Below are 21,498 nucleotides of genomic sequence, written 5' to 3' on the forward strand. Positions count from 1 at the left end.
CGGTCAGCCGATCCGCTGGATGAGGGTGGCCGTGCCGAACCCGCCGCCGCAACACATGGTGACCAAGCCGAGCTCCTTGTCGTCCCGCTCCAGCTCGTGCAGCAGGGTCGTGATCAGCCGGGCACCCGAGGCGCCCAGCGGGTGACCGAGGGCGATGGCGCCGCCGTTGACGTTGACCCGGTCCCGGTCTGGTCCGAGCTCGCGCTCCCACGCCAGGACGATCGCGGCGAACGCCTCGTTGACCTCGAACAGGTCGATGTCGTCGATGCTCAGGCCGTTGCGCTTGAGGATCCTCCGCGTCGCCGGGATCGGCCCCTCGAGCATCCGGACCGGGTCGCAGCCGACCGTCACCGCGTCGACGATCCGGGCGCGCGGCCGGAGCCCGCGCTCGAGCGCCCAGCCCTCGTCCGCAACGAGTACGGCGGCGGCCCCGTCGGAGATCTGCGAGGAGTTCCCCGCGGTGATCCGGCCGTCGGGCCGGAAGGCCGGGCGCAGGCCGGCCAGTGCGTCGAGGTCGGTCGACGGGCGGATGCCCTGGTCGGCCTCCACCACACCGTGCGCGGTCTCGACCGGCGTCAGCTCCCGGTCGAAGCGGCCCTCGGTGACCGCCCGGGCCGCCAGCCGGTGCGAGCGCACCGCCAGCTCGTCCATCTCGGCCCGGGTGATGCCGCGGTCGTCGGAGATCATCTCCGCCGCCTCGCCCTGCCCGACGAGGGCGTGGTGGGCGAGGACCTGCTCGGTGTACGGCTCGCCCCAGGTGCGCTGGGTGTCCGGGCCGGCCGCGAACGACACCCGGCCCATGTGCTCGACACCGGCCCCGATGACGGCGTCCGCGGACCCGCAGGCCGTGACGGCGGCCGCCGTGTTCACCGCCTGCTGCGAGGAGCCGCACGCCCGGTCGACGGTGGTCGCGGCGGTCTCGACGGGGAGGCCCTCGTGCAGCCACGCCGTACGCGCGATGTTGGCCGACTGGACGCCGATCTGCTGGGCACAGCCGGCGATCACGTCGTCCACCGCCGCGGGGTCGAGCCCGACCTGGTCGAGCAGCGAGCGGTAGGTCCGGCCCAGGAGCGCCGCGGGGTGCTCGTCGCGGAACACCCCCTTCTCGAGGTGACCGCGACCGATCGGCGTCCGGGTCGCGCCCAGGATGACCGGACGGCGTCCGTGCAGCGCCGTCACTCCATGCCCCACAGGGCCTTGAACTGCGCGTCGTAGTCCTCGACGAGGGGGTAGAGACCGTTGGTCTCGACGACGTTGTCCTCGACCAGCGTCTGGCGGATCATCGGGATCGCGTTGCGGTCCCCGACCTCGGCGCCGGCGAAGAAACGGGCCAGGGTGTCGGCCTCGAGCCACATGAGCTCGTAGAAGCCGAGCGCCTGCGCGGCCAGCTCGTCACCCGCGGCGACGGCGGCGAAGTTCGTGGCACCGGACGCGGTGGTCACGACGTTGACCTTCTCGGCCAGACCGGCGGCCTTCAGCGCGGCGCCGACGCCGGCGCTCATCGCCCCGGTGGGCATCTGCACGTAGTTGATGTCCGGGTTCGCGCGCAGCTTGGAGACCAGCAGGTTGGGGATCTCCTTGCCGACCTGGGTCAGCGCGACGTCCATCGTCTCGTAGCCGCACCCGGGGCAGAGCTTGTCGTACTCCTCCTCGAAGTTCTCGCGCACGGCCTCCAGCACCTTGAAGGCGGGCAGGTCGACGTACAGCGTGTTGGCCTTGCCCTGGGAGTGGTCGACGACGAAGGCCGCCGCCAGGCCGCCCGCGCGCGTCGTCTGCGAGTTGTTGTACGACGCCAGCAGGCCGTTCTCCTCGGTGGCCTCCTCGGTGAGCGAGTTCTGGACCACGGGGATCCCGGCGTCGACGACCTTCTCCAGCTCGTCCGCGTAGAGGTAGGTGTCGTGCCCGGAGGCGATCACGCCGTCCGGCTGCATCTGCACGACCTGCTGCCAGGCGGCCTTGACGCTCTCGGGCGCACCGGTCGTCGGGATGGTGACGACCTTCCAGCCGAGCACCTCCGCCGCGTCGATGAAGATGCTGTTGAGCTCCTCGCAGCTCTTCAGGCCGCACAGGATGCTGGCGATGGTCTTGCCGGTCGGCACCGGCGCGCCGATCGGGCCCAGGTCCTGGATCGTGGTCGGCCGCTGCATGGACTCCTCGGTGATGGTCCGCGCCTCGGCGAGCTGGTCGGCGCTGGATCCCTCCTCGCCGGAGTCGGCGTTGGAGTCGCTGCCGCAACCGGCCAGCACGAGCGTGAGGGCGACGGCGCCGAGACCGATCGCCCGCAGGCGACCTCCGCTGAGTCGGGTAGTGGAGTGCATGGTGACCACGTTCCTTCTGGATGACATGACGAGCTGGATGAGGGAATGGCAGAGCTGCCCGGCCCGGCCCGGGCAGGGATGGAGGAGGCGAGAGGGGGTCAGTCGGCGGAGCTCGCCGCTCCCTGCTTGCGGTTGCTGCGCTGGTAGCGGGTGGCCACGAGCGCGACGATCAGGACGACGCCGGTGAACAGGTCGTGCGACCAGGTCGGCGCCTCGGCCAGACCGAGACCGACGACGCCCGTCCCCAGGAGCAGGACGGCGATGAGGGTCCCGAACGCGTTGAACTTGCCGCCGTGCAGCTGGGTCGCGCCGAGGAAGGCGGCCGCAAAGGCACCGAGCAGGTACGGCGCCCCGGCGGTCACAGAGCCGGCGGCGAGCGTCCCGGCGAGGACGATGCCGGCGAGGCCCGCGATGCCGCCCGAGATCATCAGCGAGACGAAGCGCAGGGTCTCGGTCGGTACGCCGGCGAGGCGCGCCGCGTCCTTGTTGAAGCCGGTCGCGTACATGCGCCGGCCGAAGGCGGTCTGCTGCATCACGAACCACAGCACGACGGCGACCAGGAGCGCGTAGTAGACCGGCAGCGCGAAGCCGCCGACGAGGTGCTGCCCGAACTCGTCGAAGCCCTCGCTCAGCTCGACGCCGGTGACGTCGACGTCGCCCGTGACCATCGTCGTGAAGGCCGCGAGCAGCGCCCCGCTCGCCATCGTCGCGATGAACGAGTCGATCTTGAGCACCACCACGATCACGGCGTTGAGCGTGCCGATCAGGATGCCGACGACCAGCGCGAGCGCGATGGCCACCGGCACGCTCAGGCCGCGCTCGACGATCAGCTGGGTCACCACGACGCCGGTGAGCGTGATGGTGCCGCCGATCGAGAGGTCGAAGACCCGTGCGGACAGCGGGATGATGATGCTCAGCGCCGCCAGCGCCGTGACCGCGTTGCTGTTCAGGATCTGGCGGAACGTGTCGAGGGTGAGGAAGGTGTCGGGCACCCACACGCCGAAGACCACGACGAGCGCGATGAGCACGTAGACGGCACCGATGTTGGTGAAGGCCAGGTGTCGCGACCACGGCTTCCGCGCCCTCGGCGGGGGCGGCGTGGGGCCGTTGCGAGCGGGGCGCTCGACGACCTCGGTCAAGGAGTCGCTCATGCTGCGGTCGTTCCTTCCATCGCGCGGATGATGTCGGTCTCGGTGACGGCCTCGCCGAGGAGCTCCTGGACCACGCGGCCGTCGCGGATCACGAGGACGCGGGTGCACATCGCCACCAGGTCCTGCAGGTCCGAGGAGGTGACGACGACGCTGAGCCCGGCGGCCGCCTCCCGGGCGACGAGGTCGTAGATGCGGGAGCGGGTGGCGATGTCGACGCCCGCCGTCGGCTCGCTCATCGCGAGGATCTCGGGATCCTGGTTCAGGCAGCGGGCGAGGACGACCTTCTGCTGGTTGCCGCCGCTCAGGGTGGCGATCAGGGTGTCGCCGTGCGGGGCGTCGATGCCGAGCCGGTCGATCCAGCCGTCGACCATCGCCTCCTCGGCGCGGGCGCTCAGCCGCGGCCCCCGCGAGAGCGAGCCCAGGGAGGAGATGCTCAGGTTCTCCGCGACGCTCGCCTCGAGGAACACGCCCTCCTGGAGCCGGTGGGCGGGGACCAGGGGTACGGCGCGGCGACGTCGGCCGCCGCCGTCGGTCATCCGGTCGATCCGGCCGCCGAGGAGCGAGCCGAGGTGGCCGGCGACGGCGTACGGCACCTCCTCCGAGCCCGAGCCGACCAGGCCAGCGATGCCGAGCACCTCGCCGCGGTGCAGCTCGAAGCTGACCCCGCGCATGGTCCTGCCCGTGAGCTCGTCGGCACGCAGCACGACCTCCGAGCCCGGCGCGCTCTTGCCGACGTTGCGGGCCGACGAGCCCTCCTGGCCGACCATCAGGTCGGCCAGCTCGTCGGTGGTCAGCGTGCTCACGTCGCGGGTGGCGACGATGTGCCCGCCGCGGATCACGCTGACCCGGTCGGCGAGCTCGAAGATCTCGTCGAGGCGGTGCGACACGTAGAGCACGCTCGCGCCGGAGGACCGGACCTGGCGGACGATCTCGAAGAGCCGGCCGACCTGCGCCGGGGGGAGCATCGCCGTCGGCTCGTCGAGGACGAGGACGCCCTGGCCGGCCTCCCAGCCGTGCATGGCGGCGGCGATGGCGATCTCGGTGCAGACGACCGCGCTCAGCGACTCCAGCGGGGTGTCGATGTCGATGCTCGTCCCGAACCGCTGGAGGGCCTGGCGGGTGAACTCCCGCTGGGCCGCCCAGTCGATCCGGCCGAACCGGCCGTGTCGGAACCCGTGCGTGAGGGCCATGTTGTCGACGGCGTTCATGTCGGGCACGAGCCCGAGGTCCTGGTGCACGAAGCGCAGGTCGTCGTGGCGCTTGACCGCCCGGGCGCCCAGGTCGAGCGGCGTCCCGTCGAGCTCGGCCTCGGCGCCCGGGTCGGCGCCGTGGTAGCCGGCCAGCACCTTGATCGTGGTCGACTTCCCGGAGCCGTTGGCGCCGACGAAGGCGTGGATCTCGCCGGCGCGGATCTCCAGGTCGACGTCGCGCAGCACCTGGGTGGTGCCGAACGTCTTGCTCAGGCCCCTGACCCGTAGGGCCGCGCGCGGGTCGGCCGGCGCCGCCGTCGGCGAGAGCTCGGGGTCCTCTGCTGTGGTGCTGATCACAAGCGCCTTTCTAGTCTGCCAACCGTTTGGTTGTCAATGAAAAAGGTCGTAACTATCCGCATGGACTAGCCGGGCACGGGGACGTCCGTGGCGATCAGGTCGACGGGGGGCTCGTCGCCGAGCCGCTGGTCCGTCGCGAGCGGCAGGTACGACGGCACGTCGCCGCCGCGCAGGTAGGCCCCGACGGTCGTGAAGTCCCGGCCGGCGAGGGAGCGGCGGGTGAGCGGATCGGCGTCCGCCATGGCCTGCTCGAGCGTGGTCTCCAGGGCGCGCTGCACCTGCCACTTGATCACCCCGAGGGACACCGGGGAGCTCGACGCGGCGATCGAGCGGGCGTACGCGAGCGTCTCCTCCAGCAGCGACTCGGGCGGGAAGAGCCGGTCGACGAGACCGATCTGCGCCGCCTCCGCACCGTCGAAGAGGCGCGCGGTGTACAGCAGGTCCAGGGCGCGCGACGGCCCGACCACCCGGGGCAGCAGCCAGGCGAGGCCCTGCTCCGCCACGAGCCCGATCCGGGCGAACCCCGTGCCGAACCGTGCGGTGGGGGTGGAGAACCGGAGGTCGCAGGTGAGCGCGAGGATCAGCCCGAGGCCGGCGCACGGCCCGTTGACGGCCGCGATCACGGGCTTGGGGACCGTCCGGGCGCCAAGGTAGTCCATCCCCGGCATCTCGACCCCCTGCTCGCCGCTCCCGAGGTCGTTGAGGACGCTCAGGTCCGCACCGGCGCAGAACCCTCGCCCGGCCCCGGTCACCACGACGACGCGCACGTCCTCGCGGGCGGAGACCTCGTCGAGCCGGGCCAGGAAGTGGTCCATGAGGTGGTTGTCGACGGCGTTGAGCCGGTCGGGTCGGTTCAGCGTCAGCAGGGCGACGCCGTCGGCGACGTCGAGGAGCACGAGCGGCTCGGTGGACTCACTCATGCGTACATCTCCTCGACCAGGGCCTCGTACTGCTCGGCGATCACCGAGCGCCGCATCTTCGAGGTGGCGGTCAGCTCCCTCCCCGGCAGCCACTCCCCCGGGACGATCCGGAACCTCTTGATCTGCTCCGGCCGGTTCAGCCGGGCGTTGCCCTGCGCCACGCCGGCCTCGACCTCGGCCACCACCCGCGGGTCGCGGCTCAGCGTCTCGAGGTCCGCCGACTCCAGGCCGTTGGCGCGCGCCCACTCGCGGACGTACTCGCCGTCGAGGACGATCAGCGCCACGTTGTAGGGACGGGCGTCGCCCAGGCAGCACATCTGCCCGATGAACGGGCTGGAGGTGAGGATCGCCGACTCGACCGTGACGGGCGAGATGTTCTTGCCCGAGGAGCTGATGATCAGCTCCTTCTTGCGACCCACGATGCGCAGGTAGCCGTCCTCGTCGAGGCTGCCGAGGTCGCCGGTGTGCAGCCACCCGTCGGCGTCGATCGCGGCGGCCGTCGCCTCCGGACGACCGTGGTAGCCCTGCATGACCTGGGGGCCGCGCAGCAGCACCTCGCCGTCGTCGAGCAGGCGCAGCTCCATGTGCATGCTGACCTCGCCGACGGTGCCGATCCGGATCCGGTCCGGCCGCGCCGCCGTCCCTCCGCCGCTCGTCTCGGTGGCGCCGTACGCCTCACCCATCGGTACGCCGAGGGCGTGGAAGAAGCCCATCAGCGGGCCGGGGTTCGGGGCGGTGGCGACCACGACGACCCGGAGGCGCTCGAGGCCGACCGACTCCAGCCACGGCCGGAAGACCTCGCGACGGTCGCGCTCGGTCGCCTCGAGCAGCTCGGGCGACGGCGTACCTCCCGCCTGCTCGACGTCGACGCGCTCGAACCCGCGGCTCAGCGCCTGACGGGTGCGCTCGGCCGCCTCGTCGTCGAGACCGAGGACCCAGGTGTCGAACCCGGCCCGGAGCTTCTCGAAGATGCGCGGCGGGCCGTAGAAGTAGCCCGGGTGCACGTCGGCGACGGTGGCGACGACCTCGCGGGGATCGTCGAGCGTGACGACCTCGAAGCCCTGGTAGAGCGGGATGGCGTACCCACCGAGCCGGTCGCCGACGTGCGCCGACGGCAGCCAGGAGATTGTCACGGTGCCGGCCGGGATCTCCTGGGTCAGCAGGGTCGCCTCGGCGCAGGTCAGGAGGTTCTGGTGCGAGAGCAGGACGCCCTTGGGGGTCCCGGTCGTGCCGCTCGTGTAGATCATCGTGACCACGTCGTCGGGGCCCGGCGGTGCGACCGCGGACAGGTCGACCCCCTCGCCCTGGGCGGCCACGTCGGCGAGCAGCCGCCAGCCCTCGGCCGGCTCCCCGTCGAGCTGGAGGCGGTGCTGCGGCAGCCGGACGCCGTTCAGCATGGCCTGGTACGCCGGGTCCACCACGACGCCGACGGCGCCGGAGTCGGCGAGGGCGTAGTCGTTCTGCTCCGGCGACGACGAGGCGTAGAGGGAGAAGGGCACGGCGCCGATCCGGACGAGCGCGAGGTCGACGACGTAGAACTCCGGACGGTTGCGCATCAGCAGCGCCACCTTGTCGCCGGGCGCGATCCCGGCGGCCACGAAGCCGCGCGCCATCGCGGTGACGCGCTCGGCCAGCTCCGACCACGTCCAGGAGATCCGGCCGTCGTGGCTGCGCACCGCCGTCCGGTCGGCCCGCGCGGCGACGACCCGCTCGAAGGCGTCGATCAGCGTCCCGGGCCGGGCCAGCGCCTCGAAGGGCTCCGCGGTCTGCGTCATGGTCGTCATGCGTGTGCTCCCGTTCGGTCGGCCACGAACCCGCGGTCGGGTGCGGCGAGGGCGTCCTGCTCCTGGATCCCGCGAGCGACCAGTCCGGTCGTCCAGTTGTGGTCGTGCGTGAGCTCCCAGCCCGGCCGGACCGACCACGGCAGCAGCTCCTCGATCAGTCCGCCGCGCACGGCGAAGACCCGACCGGTGATCGCGGTGTCCGCCGCCGCCAGGTGGGCGACCAGCGGGGCGGCGTTGTCCGGGCTGAACACGTCGAGCTCGCCCGCCGGCACCGGGCGCGCCATCAGCTCGCCGATCTCGCCCGGCGTGGACGCGGTCATCCGGGTGCGCGCACCCGGCGAGACGGCGTTGACCCGGACGCCGATCCGGCCGAGCTCGGCGGCCGCGACCTGGGTGAAGGCGGCGATGCCGGACTTCGCGGCGGCGTACGCGGCCTGTCCGGGGAGGACGTGCGTGGTGCCGGACGCCGACACGGTGTTGATCACCGACGCGCGGACGTCCTCGCCGGCCTTGGCCCGGGGACGCCAGTGGTCGACCGCCTCGCGGACCACGGCGAAGTGCCCCCGCAGGTGCACTCCCAGGACGGCGTCCCAGTCGTCGTACGACAGCCGCGAGATCGGCGCGTCCCGCAGGATGCCGGCGTTGTTGACCACGACGTCGAGCCGGCCGTACGTCGACACCGCCCGCGCCACGAGCGCCGCGGCACCCTCCCGCGTCGAGATGTCCGAGCCGTCGGCCGTCGCCTCCCCGCCCGCAGCGACGATCTCGTCGACCACGTCGTGCGCCGGCCCGCCGTCCCCGCCCTGCCCGTCGAGCCCGGCCCCCAGGTCGTTGACCACGACCCGCGCCCCCTCCGCCGCCAGCAGCAGGGCATGGGAGCGGCCGAGGCCGCGACCTCCGCCCGTGACGACGACGATCCGGCCATCCAGCTGTCCCATAGGACTCCTTCAGCTTCAGCGAGAGTGAGAGCGGGGTCACAGAGACGCTACCAACCGTCTGTTTGTTTAGCAATGGTGTGCGGGGGCGGTTCGGTGGCTTGTCCGGCGGCCGCAATTGCGGCCGTAGGACGGGTTCTGGCGCCGCCGATCTGCACGGACGGCGCAATTGCGGCCGTAGGACGGCCCGCGGCCGGCACCGCGCACCACCGCCGCAATTGCGGCCGCATGACGGGGTCGTCCGCCCGGAGCATGTCCAACGGCCGCAATTGCGGCGCTTGGACAGGTCGGCGCGCTCCCGGCATGCCCAACCGCTGCAATTGCGGCCTCCTGACAGGCCGCGGGTCGGCCCGCTCCCGCCCCTCAGCCCGCAGCAACCCCCGGCACCAACAGCGCGGCCCGCGTGGCGGCATCAGCCGGGTAGAAGGCCTCGATGGCGAGCTCGGAGAGGGTGACCTCGCGCGGCGTACCGAAGACGGTGGTGGTGGACAGGAACGACAGCTCGCCGCCGCCCGGGGTGCGCAGGCGCAACGGGACCACGAGCCCGGGAGTCCGGGCGCCGACCCGGCCGACCGGTCCCAGCTCGTCCAGGAGTGCAGCGAGGCGCGGGTCGCCGGTGGCGTCGTGCTCGTGGGCCAGCCGGACGAGCAGGTGCTCGCGCCACTCGTCGAGGTTGGCGATCCGCGGGGCGAGGCCGTCGGGGTCGAGGGTCAGCCGGATGACGTTGACGGGCGGTTCGAGCAGGCGCGGAGCGACCCCGTCGAGGAGCGCGTAGACGGCGTCGTTGGCCGACACCAGGTCCCAGCCGGGATCCACCACCAACGCGGGGAAGGGCAGGTGCGCGGTCAGGATGCCGTCGATCGCGGCGGCGACGTCGGCCATCGGCGGGTCGGCGAGGGCGTGCTCGGGGTGCTCGGGTGCGAACCCGCCCGCGAGCAGCACCCGGTTCTGCTCACGCAGCGGTACGTCGAGCTGCTCGCACAGCCGCAGGATCATCGTGGACGTCGGGCGGGACCGGCCGGTCTCGACGAAGCTGAGGTGCCGGCTGGAGACGTCGGCCCGGTGGGCCAGCTCCAGCTGGGACAGGTGGCGGCGCCGCCGCCAGCTCCGGATCAGGTCCCCCGCGTGCTCGGCGCTCGGCGTCATGCACGGACGGTACGACGCCCTCGCCGGTCGCGCCGACTACCTCCGAGGTCATCGACGCCATGACCTCGGAGCGGTGGACTTCCGGACATGACCACCACACCTGCCTACGCCATCGCCGAGCTCCGCGACGTCGACCTCGGCGAAGAGATCATCGACTACATCGAGCGCATCGACGCGACGCTCGCGCCGTACGGCGGCCACTTCCTCGTCCACGGCGGCCCGGTCCACGCCGTCGAGGGCGAGTGGCCGGGCGACATCGTCATCATCGCCTTCCCCGACCGCGACGCCGCCCTGGCCTGGTACGACTCGCCCGCCTACCAGGCGATCCTGCCGCTGCGCACCGAGCACAGCGACTCGCGGGCCGCCGTCCTCACCGGACTCCCGCCGGGCTACCGCGCCGTCGACAAGCTGACCACCCTGCTCGCCTGACGCCGGGACGCGCCGACTAGCGTCGCGGAGTGGCCAGGCGACTCACCTTCGTGACGCTGGTCCTCCTCACCACGATCACGGCGGTCGTGAGCAGCCTCGGCGCCCCGCTGGTGCCGGCGATCTCGGCGAACCTCGACGTACCGCTCGAGGACGCGCAGTGGACGCTGACCGCCACCATGGTCGCGGGCGCGGTGAGTACGCCGGTCGTGGGCCGGTTCGGCAGCGGGCGGCTCCGGCGACCGACGATCCTCGCGGGCCTCCTCGTCGTCACCCTCGGGACCACGCTCGCGGCGCTGCCGTTCGGCCTGCCGACCCTGCTCGCCGGGCGCACCCTGCAGGGCGTCGGCCTGGCGCTGGTGCCGCTGGCGTTCGCGGTCGCCCGGGACGTCTGGCCCGGGCCGCGGCTCCCCCAGGTGGTCGCGATGCTGTCGGTGGCGACCGTCGCGGGCGCGGGGCTCGGCTACCCGCTGACCGCCCTGGTCGCGCAGAGCTGGGGACTCGCGGCGGCGTACTGGCTCGGCACCGCCCTCACGGGGCTGACCCTGCTGATGGCGTGGGCGTTCGTGCCGAGCGCCGCCGGCGAGGAGCCCAGCCCGGTCGACTGGCCGGCCGCAGCACTGGTCGCACTCGGCCTCGTGGGCGTGCTGCTCGCCGTCAGCCGGGGCGAGACCTGGGGCTGGACCTCCGGGCGTACGACGGGCGCGGCCGCGCTCGGCGTACTCCTCCTCGCGGCCTGGGTACGCCGGACCCTGCGCAGTCCGCATCCGCTCGTCGACCTCCGGCTCGCGGTCCGGCCCGGTCTCGCGGGTCCGAACCTGGTCGCGGTCGTGGCCGGCATCGGGATGTACAGCCTGCTGACCCTGGTCATCGTCCTGGTCCAGTCCGACGTGCCGGGCTGGGGACTGGGCGAGCCGGTCACCGTCGCCGGCCTGGTGCTGGTGCCGTACTCCGTGATGAGCGTCGTCGGGAGCAGGCTGGCCCAGGCGGTCGGCCGCCGGTTCGGCGACGCGGTGCTGCTCCCGACCGGCTGCGTCGTCTTCCTCGCCGCGACCGTGCTGCTGGCGGTCGAGCACGACCACCTCTGGCAGGTGCTCGCCTGCATGGCGGTGGGCGGCCTCGGCAGCGGTTTCACCTTCTCCTCGCTCGCGGCGCTGATGGTGCCGCACGTGCCGCGCGCCGAGACCGGCAGCGCGATGGCGTTCAACCAGGTGCTGCGCTACATCGGCTTCGCGGTGGGCAGCGCGTCCAGCGTCGCGCTGATGACGGTGTACGGCGGCGGCCCGGGCGAGGCGGGCTTCCGTGGCGCACTGCTCACGGTGGCCGGGGTCTGGCTGCTGGCCGCGCTCGCGAGCGCGGCGCTGAGCCGCCGGGTACCCCCGGCCTGAGTCCTGACGGACACTTCAACTCAGCGGGACTCCCATCGTCTCCCGCCGCCACCCGGGTGAGGATCCCACCATGCTCCTCGATGTCCAGCTCGACGCCCGACCCGACGTCGCGGCCGACCGCGCCCGCGAGCTCGTCGCGGCCGGGGTCGACGGCCTGTTCACCTTCGAGGGGCCGCACGACGTCTTCCTGCCCCTGGCGGCCGCCGCCGGCGTGGTCGAGACCGACCTGATGACGAACGTCGCCATCGCGATGCCACGCTCCCCGATGCACCTGGCGCACACCGCGTGGGACCTGCAGCTGATGTCGAAGGGCCGCTTCCGCCTCGGGCTGGGCTCGCAGATCCGCCCGCACATCGAGAAGCGGTACGGCGCCACCTGGTCGCCGCCCGCGGCTCGGATGCGCGAGATCGTGGGTGCCGTGAAGGCGATCCTCGGCTCCTGGCAGCACGGCACGCCGCTGGACTTCCGCGGCGAGCACACCCGGCACACGCTGATGCCGCCCACGTTCGTCCCCGGCCCGAACCCGTACGGCGCCCCGCCGGTGCTGCTCGGCGCGCTCGGACCGGTGATGACCCGGACCGCGGCGGAGGTGGCCGACGGGCTGCTGGTGATGCCCTTCCACAGCCGGCGCCACTTCGCCGAGCGAACGCTCCCCGCCGTACAGGAGGGCCTGGAGCTGGCCGGCCGCGAGTCGATCGGCATCTTCCCGCAGGCCATCCTCGCGATGGGCCGCACACCGGCCGAGCTCGAGGCGGCCACGCTCGGCGTCCGGGGGCTGCTCGCGTTCTACGGCTCGACCCCGGCGTACCGCTCCGTCCTCGACGTGGAGGGCTGGGGCGAGCTCCAGCCCGAGCTGAACGCCCTGTCCAAGCGCGGCGACGTCGCCGCGATGATGGCCCTGGTCACCGACGAGATGGTCGAGACGATCGGCGTGCGCGGCACCCCGGAGGAGTGCGCCGCCGAGCTCGACCGCCGGTTCGGCGCGGTGGCCGAGCGGGTCTGCTGCTACTTCCCCGGGTACGACGCCCCGCTGGCCCAGGTCGGCGAGCTGGCGGCCGCCCTCAACGCGGCCTGATCCCGACAACCTCGCCCGAAGGAGTCCCGTGTCCGATCCCGTGCGTCGTGGCCTGCTCTTCCTGGCGGCCTGCGTGGCCGCCGGGTTCGCGCTGACCGGCTGCGGGTCGGAGGACTCCTACGACGCCGCCGAGGACGGGCTGCGGGACTGGCTGGCCGCCGCGGCCGCGAGCGACCCGGGCGTGTGCGACCTGGAAGCACCCGGGTCCGGGCTCCACGCCGACCTGCTCCGCCGACACCCCTCGCTCGGCGGTCCGGGGACGAGCTGTCCCGAGCGCGCGGCACGCATGGGCCGGATTCGGCTCCCTCCGGCGGACGCGGCGATGGAGGTGCCGGCCTGGGACCCGTCCGGCGAGGCGTTGGTGGAGGCCCCGACCGGCGGAGGCGAGGTCAGGAGGTTCTGGATGCTCTACGCCGATGGACGCTGGCTCGTGTCCGGCGAGTCGACGTAGTCGGGCCGGGAGACCTCAACGCGGCCTGGTCCCGGGCGGCGGGCTCGCGGCCCGGATGCCCGCGCCGGCGAAGGCCAGCGCGAAGGCCAGGATCGAACCGCGCGCGACCGCCTCGGGCAGCAGCGGGCCGAGCGGCAGGGTCAGCACGTGCAGCAGCAACAGCGCCGGCACCCAGCGCGGGACCGATCCGGCCCGCAGGAACGCGATCGCGAGCAGCAGCTCGCCGAGGTAGAAGGCCAGGATCCAGCCGTAGAGGAAGACCCGCAGCCCCGTCTCCTCCGTCACGGCGTCGATGCTGTGGTCGCGCAGCGCGTCGGTGACGGCCAGGGCGCGGAAGAAGACGAGCAGCATCGCGTAGCCGGCGACGCCGATGAACCCCACGGCGAGCGAGACCGTGGCGGCGAAGGCGACGTTCCGGCCCCGGTCCGGGACCAGCACCAGCAGTGAGGGCAGTCCGATGATGAGCATCGCGGCGGCGAGGAAGTAGATCGCCGACACCGCGAGCCAGCGGCTGTCGTGCTCGCGCACCAGCTGGAGCGTCTCAGGCCCGGAGGAGCCGGTGGGCGTCAGCAGCGTGGCGAGCGCGAGCGCCATCGCCCCGGTGACGAGCAGGGCCGCGGCGCCCGGGATCCAGTCGTTGCGCACTCGCACACCGTAGGGCGCGCGGCACCCGCGACCGGGGTCTAGCCGAGCAATTTTCCCGCGATCTCGGCAACGATGCCCACCTGGGCGGGGTCGGCGCTGGTGGGGATCAGGTTGACCTCGTCGACGCCGAGGTCCTCGAAGCGCCGCAGGGCGTCGACGAGACCCGCCGCGTCCCCGGCGTACCCGGCGACGCGGCCGGTCTCCTCGACGTAGCCCGGGTTGGCCCAGTCGACGTAGTCGCGTACGTGGTCCTCGATCTGCTGCCGCGCTCCTGCGGGCGCGGTCTCGTCGAGGGCGAACCAGAACGACGTCCGCAGCTGCGGCGCCGGACGACCCGCATCGGCCCAGCTCGCCCGCGCCAGGTCGAAGATCTCGGCCAGCTCGGCGAGGCACGGCTCGTCCGGGCTCTCGATCACGTGCTGCACCCCGTCGGCCCAGGCCGCGCCGCTGCGGACCGCGTGCGGTCCGAACAACGACATCAGCAGGAGCGGTCCGCTGTCGCGCACCGGTCGCGGGCCGACCGGACGGACGGTGTCGGTGAGGTGGTCGCCCCGCCAGACCCAGCGCATGGTGCGGGCACGGTCGGCGAGCTGGTGCACGTTCTGGGTGCGCAGGTCGACGCCGAGGGCGCGGTAGTCGTCGTCGCGCGCGCTGACGCCGAGCGCGACCGTCAGCCGGCCCTGGCTGAGCCGGTCGACGGTCGCGAGCGACTTGGCGAGCAGGACGGCGTCGTACAGCTGGGGCGTGATGGCCGCGACGATCTCGACCCGGCTCGTCCAGGCGGCGACCGCGCCGAGGAGCGCGCCGATGTCCGGACTGTCCCCGGCGACCCGGCCGCCGATCGTCGTCGAGGCGAACGGGCCCTCGTCGATCGCGCGGGCCCACTGCTCGAGGGTGTCGAGGGGATCCCAGAGTCCGTCCACCGTCACCGGCAAGGACATCCCGAGCTTCATGGCGGAACTGTGCCAGAACCGGTCCGTCCGGTCAGCCCCCGTGCAGGGCCTCGGCCACCCGGTGCACCTGCTCGACGTCGGACCCGGTCGGGATCAGCTGGACCTCGTCGGTGCCGAGGTCCTCGAAGCGCCGCAGCAGGTCGACCAGCTCGGGCACGGTGCCGGCGAACCCGGTCGTCGGCGCCATCGCGTCGACGAGGTCGCCGGGGAGCCAGCTCAGATAGTGGCGCAGGTGCCGGTGCACCTGCTCGCGCGCCCGGCCGCCGGAGGTCTCCTCCAGCGCGAACCAGAACGAGGTCGTCAGCCGCGGTGCCGGCCGACCCTCCTCGGCCCACGCCTTCCGGGCGATGTCGAACAGCTCGCCGACCCGCTCCAGGGACAGGTCGAGCGAGACGCCGGCGAGGCCGTCGGCCCACCCGGCGGCGTACCGGATCGTCCGGGGACCGGTGGTCCCGACGAACAGCTCCGGGCCACCCTCCTGCACCGGCGGCGGACCGACCCGCCCCACGTCCTCGCCGACCCGCTCGCCGCGCCAGACCCGGCGCATGACGGCGGCCCGGTCGCCCAGCTCGCGCATCCGCTGGGTGCCGAGGTCCGCGCCGACCGCGCGGTAGTCCTCGACCCGGCCTCCCACGCCCAGCCCGACGGTGAGACGGCCGCCGCTGAGCCGGTCGCCGGTCGCGAGGGACTTGGCGAGCAGCACCGGGTCGTGCAGCTGGGGTACGACGACCGTGGTCACGATCCGCACCCGCCGGGTCCACGCCGCGACCGCCCCGAGCAGGGTCAGCGTCTCGGGGTTGTCGAAGGCCATCCGCTCCCCGAAGCAGACCGACGAGAACGGTCCCTCGTCGCTCGCCCGGGCCCACGCCTCCAGGACCCCGTCGGCGGCCCACAGGTCCGGCTCCATCACGGGCAGCGTCATCCCCACCTGCACGGGGCCACCCTGGCACGGGTCGGTCCGGCGCCGGTCGGATCGCCGGCCGGGATCCCGATGACCGGGATCGGTGGTCGAGCAGGAAGGACGAAGTCCTGACGCCCGTCGAGACCCGGCGAGCCGGACGCCGGCGTCAGGCGGGCACGGCCTGCCGGCGCAGCTCGGGGATCAGGACGACGAGCCCCAGGACAGGCAGGAGCGCGAGCAGCGCCAGCGCGAGCGGTACGCCGAGGACGCCGCCGGCCCCGCCGACGACGGCCGAGCCGACCGAGCCGCCGGTCATGAACACCAGCGTCGCGATGCCGAGGGCGACCCCGCGCACGTCCTGGTGCACCGCCGAGCTCACGGCCGCCGTCATGGCCGGCTGACCGATGCCGAAGGCCACCGTCACCAGCAGCACGCCGACGCCGAGCACCGGCGCGGAGTCCAGGCCAGCCCCGAGCCCCGTGACGAGCAGCGCGAACGTCGCGGTCGAGCCCGCCACGGCCAGCGTGATCGCCGAACCAGTCCGGGCGAGCAACGGACCCACGATCCGCGGCACGAACATGGCGACGACGGCGCTCGGGACCAGCAGCAGCCCGACCTGCCACGGCTCCCAGCCGTCGTGCACCAGCACCGCCGGCACGGCGATCAGCTGCCCGAACCAGGCCGCCGGAACCGCCGCCGCGGCCAGCGCGCTGCGCACCACGGTCCGGTTGCCGATCACCGCCGTCGGGAGGAAGCCGTCGAGCGGCCGGCGCCGTACCTGCAGGGCGGCGAGCGGCGCGCCGAGCACGAGCAGCAGGACGCCGACGAGCGCGACGACGAGGCCGGTCGACGGTGACTGCACCAGCAGCACCAGGCCCGCGGCGGTCAGCGCGACGAGGACGGCACCCAGGATGTCGAGCCCGGCCCCCGTGCCCTCGCCCACCAGGGCGCGCCACAGGAACGGGATCACGGCGGCGCCGAGGATCGGGACCGCCAGCACCGCGCGCCAGCCGAAGGCGTGCTCCACGACGCCGCCGACGAGCGGGCCGAGGCAGGAGATCGCCGCGGCGACGGCGGCCAGTCGGCCGAGGGCCAGGCCGCGGATCGCCCCGTCGTACCGGGAGCTGAGGATCGCGACCCCCAGCGTCGGCACGGCCGCCGCGCCCGCGCCCTGGAAGAGGCGAGCGACCAGCAGGACGCCGTACGACGGTGCCGCGGCCGCGACGAGTGCACCCGCGGTCATCAGGCCGATGCCGACCAGCAGCGGTCCCTTCACGCCGACCAGGTCGGAGATCCGGCCGTAGACCGCGGTGGTGACCGCGAGCATCAGCGCGTACAGGCTGATCACCCACGTCGACTGCCCGACGCCGATGTCGAAATGGTCGCCGAGCATGGGCAGAGCGACCGCCGCCGACGCCGATCCCATGCCCGCCAGTCCGAACAGCAGACCGAGCAGCACCGAGATCCGCCGAGAGTCGTCCACCATGTCTGGCGGCAACCGGGCGGACCCCGATTCCATTCCGCCTACGCTGTCGCCCGTGAGTCCCGACCGCGATCCGATCCGCGAGGCGCACCGTCAGTGGACCCGCCACGGCTGGGCCGACGCCGCCGACGGCATGGCGATGGTGACCTCGGTCGTGCGGGTCCAGCAGCTGCTGATGGAGCGCATCGACGCCGTCCTTCGGCCGCTGGGTCTGACCTTCGCCCGCTACGAGGTGCTGCGGCTGCTGTCGTTCTCCCGGGCGGGCGGGATGCCGATGACCCGGCTCGGGTCGCTGCTCCAGGTGCACCCCACGAGCGTCACCAGCGCCGTGGACCGGCTGGAGAAGCAGGGGTACGTCGAGCGCGTCCGCCGTACCGACGACCGGCGGGTCATCGTCGCCTCGATCACCGACGCCGGACGCGCGGTCGTCGAGACCGCGACCGAGGGCCTCAACGGGCAGGTCTTCGAGCGCCCCGGGATCACGCCCGAGCAGGTCGCCTCCCTGACCGAGCTCCTCGGCGCGGTGCGCGCCGAGGCGGGCGACCGGGTGGACTGACCGCATGCACCGTTGAACGGCCGGCTCCGGAGCTCGAACCACGGGAACGCGGAACTCCGGAGCCGACCAGCGGGGCCGAGCATCAGCAGGTCGCCCGTGACGGATGGCTCCCTCCAGAGCCGCGCGCCACACCCGATGAGCGTCGAACACCCTGAGCAAAACGCTATGACCTGGGTCACGTTCCGTCGTCATCAAATTCGAGTAATCGGGGCGGGTGGGGTCGGGGGCCGGGCCGGGCTGCAGGCACATCACGGTATGCAGACGAGCCGGCGGTTCCCACGGCGTACCCACCATGGGAGGCGAGAACTCGTCTGCATACCGTGATGAAGCCGCGACCCCTGAGGCCCCTGCGACTCCCCGCGCGCGAGCCCGGTCCCAACTACTTCCCCGTAGCGCACCCACGACCTATCCTCGAATAGTTGGACGTCCAACCAACTCATCGAAGGACCCCCATGACCGACCTGCACACCCCTCAGCACCCCGTCCGGCTCGTGACCGCGAGCAGCCTGTTCGACGGGCACGACGCCTCGATCAACATCATGCGGCGGATCTTCCAGAGCCAGGGCTGCGAGGTCGTCCACCTCGGCCACAACCGCTCCGTCCAGGAGGTCGTCGACGCCGCCCTGGAGGAGGACGTCCAGGGGGTCGCGGTGTCGTCGTACCAGGGCGGCCACGTGGAGTACTTCGAGTACCTCGTCGAGTCGCTGCGCGCCCAGGGCGCCGACCACGTTCAGGTCGTCGGCGGAGGCGGCGGGGTGATCGTGCACGACGAGATCGAGCGGCTGCGCGGTTCGGGCGTCACGATCTTCTCCCCCGAGGACGGCCAGCGGATGGGCCTGGTCGGGATGATCAACAGCGTCGTGAAGACGTGCGACACCGACCTCTGGGGCGCCAAGCAGGTCGGCGCCGAGCAGGTGCTGAGCGGCGACCGGTTCGCGATCGCCCGGGCGATCACCGCCGCGGAGCAGGGCCGGCTGCCGGCCGACGTACGCGCCGCGCTCGCCGACGCCGCGGGACGCAGCCACGCGCCGGTCCTCGGCATCACCGGCACCGGCGGGTCCGGCAAGTCGTCCCTCACCGACGAGCTCGTACGACGCTTCCGCGTCGACCAGCAGGACAAGCTCCGGGTGGCCGTGGTGGCGGTGGACCCCACCCGGCGCAAGGGCGGCGGCGCGCTGCTCGGCGACCGGATCCGGATGAACTCCCTCGACGGCGACCGGGTGTTCTTCCGCAGCCTGGCCACCCGCGGTGCGCACGAGATCCCCGACCAGCTCGCCGACGTGATCACCGTGCTGAAGGCGGCGGGCTTCGACCTCGTCATCGTGGAGACCCCCGGTATCGGCCAGGGCGACGCGGCGATCGTGCCCTTCGTCGACACCTCGCTGTACGTGATGACGCCCGAGTTCGGCGCCGCCTCGCAGCTGGAGAAGATCGACATGCTCGACTTCGCCGACGTCGTCGCGATCAACAAGTTCGAGCGCCGCGGCGCCCGGGACGCGCTGCGCGACGTGGGCCGCCAGCTGGTCCGCAACCGCGAGGCGTTCGGCCAGCAGCCGAGCGACATGCCGGTCTTCGGCACCAGCGCCGCCACCTTCAACGACGACGGCGTCACCGCGCTCTACCAGCACCTGCGCGGCACCCTCGCCGAGCAGGGCCTCCCGCTGGAGGCCGGCGTCCTCGAGCCGGTCGAGGTCAAGCACTCGTCCGGGATCCGCGCCGTCGTCCCGCAGGAGCGGGTGCGCTACCTGGCCGAGATCACCGAGACCGTCCGCGGCTACCACGCCCGCACCGAGGAGCTCGCCGCCGCGGCCCGTCGGGCGCAGGCGTACCGGCTGGTGGCCGACGACCTCGCCGACGACGACCTCGTCGGTCGAGTAGCGAGCGCCAGCGAGCGTATCGAGACCCAGCTGCCGTCGGAGCTCCGCGACCAGTTGGCCGACTGGCCCTTCGTCGTCCAGGCGTACGCCGACAAGCCCGGCCGCGAGTCGCTCTCAGGCAACACGGTCCCGCGGGTCGCCGTACCCCGGTTCACCGACCACGGCGAGCTGGTGCGGTTCTTCCGTCGGGAGAACCTGCCCGGCTTCTTCCCGTTCACCGCCGGGGTGTTCCCGTTCAAGCGGGAGGGCGAGGACCCGGCGCGGATGTTCGCCGGCGAGGGCGACCCGGCCCGCACCAACCGCCGCTTCAAGCTCCTCTCCGAGGGCAACGAGGCGACCCGCCTGAGCACCGCGTTCGACTCGGTGACGCTGTACGGCCGCGACCCCGACGAGCGCCCCGACATCTACGGCAAGGTCGGCACGTCCGGCGTCTCGGTGGCGACGCTCGACGACATGAAGCAGCTCTACGACGGCTTCGACCTGCTCGCCCCCACGACCAGCGTCAGCATGACCATCAACGGCCCCGCGCCGACCGTGCTGGCTTTCTACCTCAACACCGCGATGGACCAGGCGCGCGAGCGCGGCATCGCCCCAGCCGAGGCGCTGCGCACGGTCCGCGGCACGGTCCAGGCCGACATCCTCAAGGAGGACCAGGGCCAGAACACCTGCCTCTTCTCCACCGAGTTCAGCCTGCGCTGCATGGCCGACATCCAGGAATGGTTCATCGAGCAGGGGGTGCGCAACTTCTACTCCGTGAGCATCTCCGGCTACCACATCGCCGAGGCCGGGGCGAACCCCATCAGCCAGCTCGCCTTCACCCTCGCCAACGGCTTCACGTACGTCGAGGCGTACCTCGCCCGCGGCATGGACATCGACGACTTCGCGCCCAACCTGTCGTTCTTCTTCTCCAACGGGATGGACCCCGAGTACTCCGTCATCGGCCGGGTCGCGCGCCGGATCTGGGCGGTGGCGATGCGGGACAAGTACGGCGCGAACGAGCGCTCGCAGAAGCTGAAGTACCACGTGCAGACCTCGGGCCGCTCCCTGCACGCGCAGGAGATGGACTTCAACGACATCCGCACCACGCTGCAGGCGCTGATCGCCATCTACGACAACGCCAACAGCCTGCACACCAACGCCTTCGACGAGGCGGTGACGACCCCGAGCGAGGAGTCGGTACGCCGCGCGCTGGCCATCCAGCTGATCATCAACCGCGAGTGGGGCCTGGCGATGAACGAGAACCCGCTCCAGGGCTCGTTCATCATCGACGAGCTGACCGACCTCGTGGAGGCCGCCGTACTCGCCGAGTTCGACGCGATCAACGAGCGCGGCGGCGTACTCGGGGCGATGGAGACCGGCTACCAGCGCGGCCGGATCCAGGACGAGTCGATGCTCTACGAGCACCGCAAGCACGACGGCACCCTGCCGATCATCGGCGTGAACACCTTCCTGAAGAAGGACGCCGACGGGGCCACGCCCACGCACGTCGAGCTGGCCCGCGCGACCGAGGCGGAGAAGGAGTCGCAGCTGACCCGGGTCCGCGACTTCCAGGCCGCGAACACCGACGAGGCCGCCGCCGCGCTCGCCCGCCTCAAGGAGGCCGCGACCTCGGGCGAGAACGTCTTCGCCGTCCTCATGGACGCGGCGCGCGTCTGCTCGCTAGGCCAGGTCACCGAGGCGTTCTTCGAGGTCGGCGGGGCCTACCGCCGCAACGTGTGAGGTCGCCCCTGCGCTGGTTGAGGTGCGAGCGCAGCGAGCCTCGAAACCCGGCGACCGGAGAGTCGGCCGTGATCGAGGCCGAGGGTCGACTCACCGGGTTTCGAGGCTCAGGCGCTGAGCGCCTTCGCACCTCAACCACCGCCCGGTGACGGCACCCGCGCGCTACAGGGGTCTCGACGGGCGCTCAGGACTTACCCCGGTGGTCGAGCAGCGAGGCCGCGCT

The 21,498-nt window shown here is 72.6% G+C and carries 18 protein-coding genes; 6 read left to right on the forward strand and 12 right to left on the reverse strand.

The genetic code is table 11. The annotated features are described in order from the left end of the window. Positions 1–3: 3 nt before the first annotated feature. From VMF51_RS20285 to VMF51_RS20320, 8 genes are all read right to left on the reverse strand, one after another. A complete protein-coding gene (locus VMF51_RS20285; protein WP_325476284.1) occupies positions 4–1,179 on the reverse strand; it encodes a thiolase family protein in 1,176 nt (391 codons plus the stop codon). Further along, the gene (locus tag VMF51_RS20290; RefSeq protein ID WP_325476285.1) at positions 1,176–2,318 is read right to left on the reverse strand and encodes a sugar ABC transporter substrate-binding protein; all 1,143 of its coding nucleotides are present in this window, start codon (positions 2,316–2,318) and stop codon (positions 1,176–1,178) included. The genes VMF51_RS20285 and VMF51_RS20290 overlap by 4 nt, the downstream gene beginning before the upstream one ends. Before the next feature lie 98 nt (positions 2,319–2,416). Next, positions 2,417–3,469 carry an ABC transporter permease gene (locus tag VMF51_RS20295; protein ID WP_325476286.1) on the reverse strand — a complete coding sequence of 351 codons (1,053 nt, stop codon included), beginning with the start codon at positions 3,467–3,469 and terminating at the stop codon, positions 2,417–2,419. After that, complete coding sequence (locus VMF51_RS20300) at positions 3,466–5,016, reverse strand: sugar ABC transporter ATP-binding protein (protein ID WP_325476287.1); 1,551 nt, start codon at positions 5,014–5,016, stop codon at positions 3,466–3,468. Before VMF51_RS20300 ends, VMF51_RS20295 begins: the two co-directional genes overlap by 4 nt. A gap of 65 nt (positions 5,017–5,081) precedes the next feature. Continuing rightward, the gene (locus VMF51_RS20305) at positions 5,082–5,936 is read right to left on the reverse strand and encodes an enoyl-CoA hydratase-related protein (protein WP_325476288.1); all 855 of its coding nucleotides are present in this window, start codon (positions 5,934–5,936) and stop codon (positions 5,082–5,084) included. Next, positions 5,933–7,720, reverse strand: coding sequence for an AMP-dependent synthetase/ligase (locus VMF51_RS20310; RefSeq protein WP_325476289.1), 1,788 nt, complete (start codon positions 7,718–7,720; stop codon positions 5,933–5,935). The genes VMF51_RS20305 and VMF51_RS20310 overlap by 4 nt, the downstream gene beginning before the upstream one ends. Next, the gene (locus VMF51_RS20315) at positions 7,717–8,658 is read right to left on the reverse strand and encodes an SDR family NAD(P)-dependent oxidoreductase (RefSeq protein WP_325476290.1); all 942 of its coding nucleotides are present in this window, start codon (positions 8,656–8,658) and stop codon (positions 7,717–7,719) included. Before VMF51_RS20315 ends, VMF51_RS20310 begins: the two co-directional genes overlap by 4 nt. A gap of 360 nt (positions 8,659–9,018) precedes the next feature. Next, on the reverse strand, positions 9,019–9,801 hold the full coding sequence (locus VMF51_RS20320) for a helix-turn-helix transcriptional regulator (protein ID WP_325476291.1): 783 nt from the start codon (positions 9,799–9,801) through the stop codon (positions 9,019–9,021). An 87-nt stretch (positions 9,802–9,888) separates the two neighbouring features. Between VMF51_RS20320 and VMF51_RS20325 the strand changes: the two genes are divergently transcribed. The 4 genes from VMF51_RS20325 (at position 9,889) to VMF51_RS20340 (ending at position 13,141) form a co-directional block, all read left to right on the forward strand. Beyond that, the gene (locus tag VMF51_RS20325; protein ID WP_325476292.1) at positions 9,889–10,230 is read left to right on the forward strand and encodes a DUF1330 domain-containing protein; all 342 of its coding nucleotides are present in this window, start codon (positions 9,889–9,891) and stop codon (positions 10,228–10,230) included. Between the two features lie 29 nt (positions 10,231–10,259). Next, positions 10,260–11,615 (forward strand): MFS transporter, encoded by a 1,356-nt coding sequence (locus tag VMF51_RS20330; protein ID WP_325476293.1) that lies wholly within the window; start codon positions 10,260–10,262, stop codon positions 11,613–11,615. Between the two features lie 70 nt (positions 11,616–11,685). After that, positions 11,686–12,690 (forward strand): TIGR03617 family F420-dependent LLM class oxidoreductase, encoded by a 1,005-nt coding sequence (locus VMF51_RS20335; protein WP_325476294.1) that lies wholly within the window; start codon positions 11,686–11,688, stop codon positions 12,688–12,690. Positions 12,691–12,718: 28 nt separating this feature from the next. Beyond that, entirely contained in the window at positions 12,719–13,141 is a 423-nt protein-coding gene (locus VMF51_RS20340; RefSeq protein WP_325476295.1) for a hypothetical protein, read from the forward strand. Positions 13,142–13,156: 15 nt separating this feature from the next. On the opposite strand, the gene VMF51_RS20345 is transcribed toward VMF51_RS20340, so the two are convergent. From VMF51_RS20345 to VMF51_RS20360, 4 genes are all read right to left on the reverse strand, one after another. Continuing rightward, complete coding sequence (locus VMF51_RS20345; protein WP_325476296.1) at positions 13,157–13,786, reverse strand: hypothetical protein; 630 nt, start codon at positions 13,784–13,786, stop codon at positions 13,157–13,159. Between the two features lie 38 nt (positions 13,787–13,824). Continuing rightward, on the reverse strand, positions 13,825–14,739 hold the full coding sequence (locus tag VMF51_RS20350; RefSeq protein WP_325476297.1) for an LLM class flavin-dependent oxidoreductase: 915 nt from the start codon (positions 14,737–14,739) through the stop codon (positions 13,825–13,827). 31 nt (positions 14,740–14,770) lie between these two features. Further along, positions 14,771–15,661: an LLM class flavin-dependent oxidoreductase gene (locus VMF51_RS20355; RefSeq protein ID WP_325476298.1), complete on the reverse strand. Its 891-nt coding sequence runs from the start codon at positions 15,659–15,661 to the stop codon at positions 14,771–14,773. A gap of 145 nt (positions 15,662–15,806) precedes the next feature. Beyond that, positions 15,807–17,126 (reverse strand): MFS transporter, encoded by a 1,320-nt coding sequence (locus VMF51_RS20360; protein WP_325476299.1) that lies wholly within the window; start codon positions 17,124–17,126, stop codon positions 15,807–15,809. A gap of 52 nt (positions 17,127–17,178) precedes the next feature. On the opposite strand from VMF51_RS20360, the gene VMF51_RS20365 reads away from it, so the two are divergent. Both VMF51_RS20365 and icmF read left to right on the forward strand, forming a co-directional pair. Next, complete coding sequence (locus VMF51_RS20365) at positions 17,179–17,679, forward strand: MarR family winged helix-turn-helix transcriptional regulator (RefSeq protein WP_325476300.1); 501 nt, start codon at positions 17,179–17,181, stop codon at positions 17,677–17,679. 452 nt (positions 17,680–18,131) lie between these two features. Then, on the forward strand, positions 18,132–21,275 hold the full coding sequence (gene icmF, locus VMF51_RS20370; RefSeq protein WP_325476301.1) for a fused isobutyryl-CoA mutase/GTPase IcmF: 3,144 nt from the start codon (positions 18,132–18,134) through the stop codon (positions 21,273–21,275). The last annotated feature ends 223 nt before the right edge of the window (positions 21,276–21,498 follow it).

It is taken from the genome of Nocardioides sp. (genome assembly GCF_035503875.1).
Classification (GTDB): domain Bacteria; phylum Actinomycetota; class Actinomycetes; order Propionibacteriales; family Nocardioidaceae; genus Nocardioides.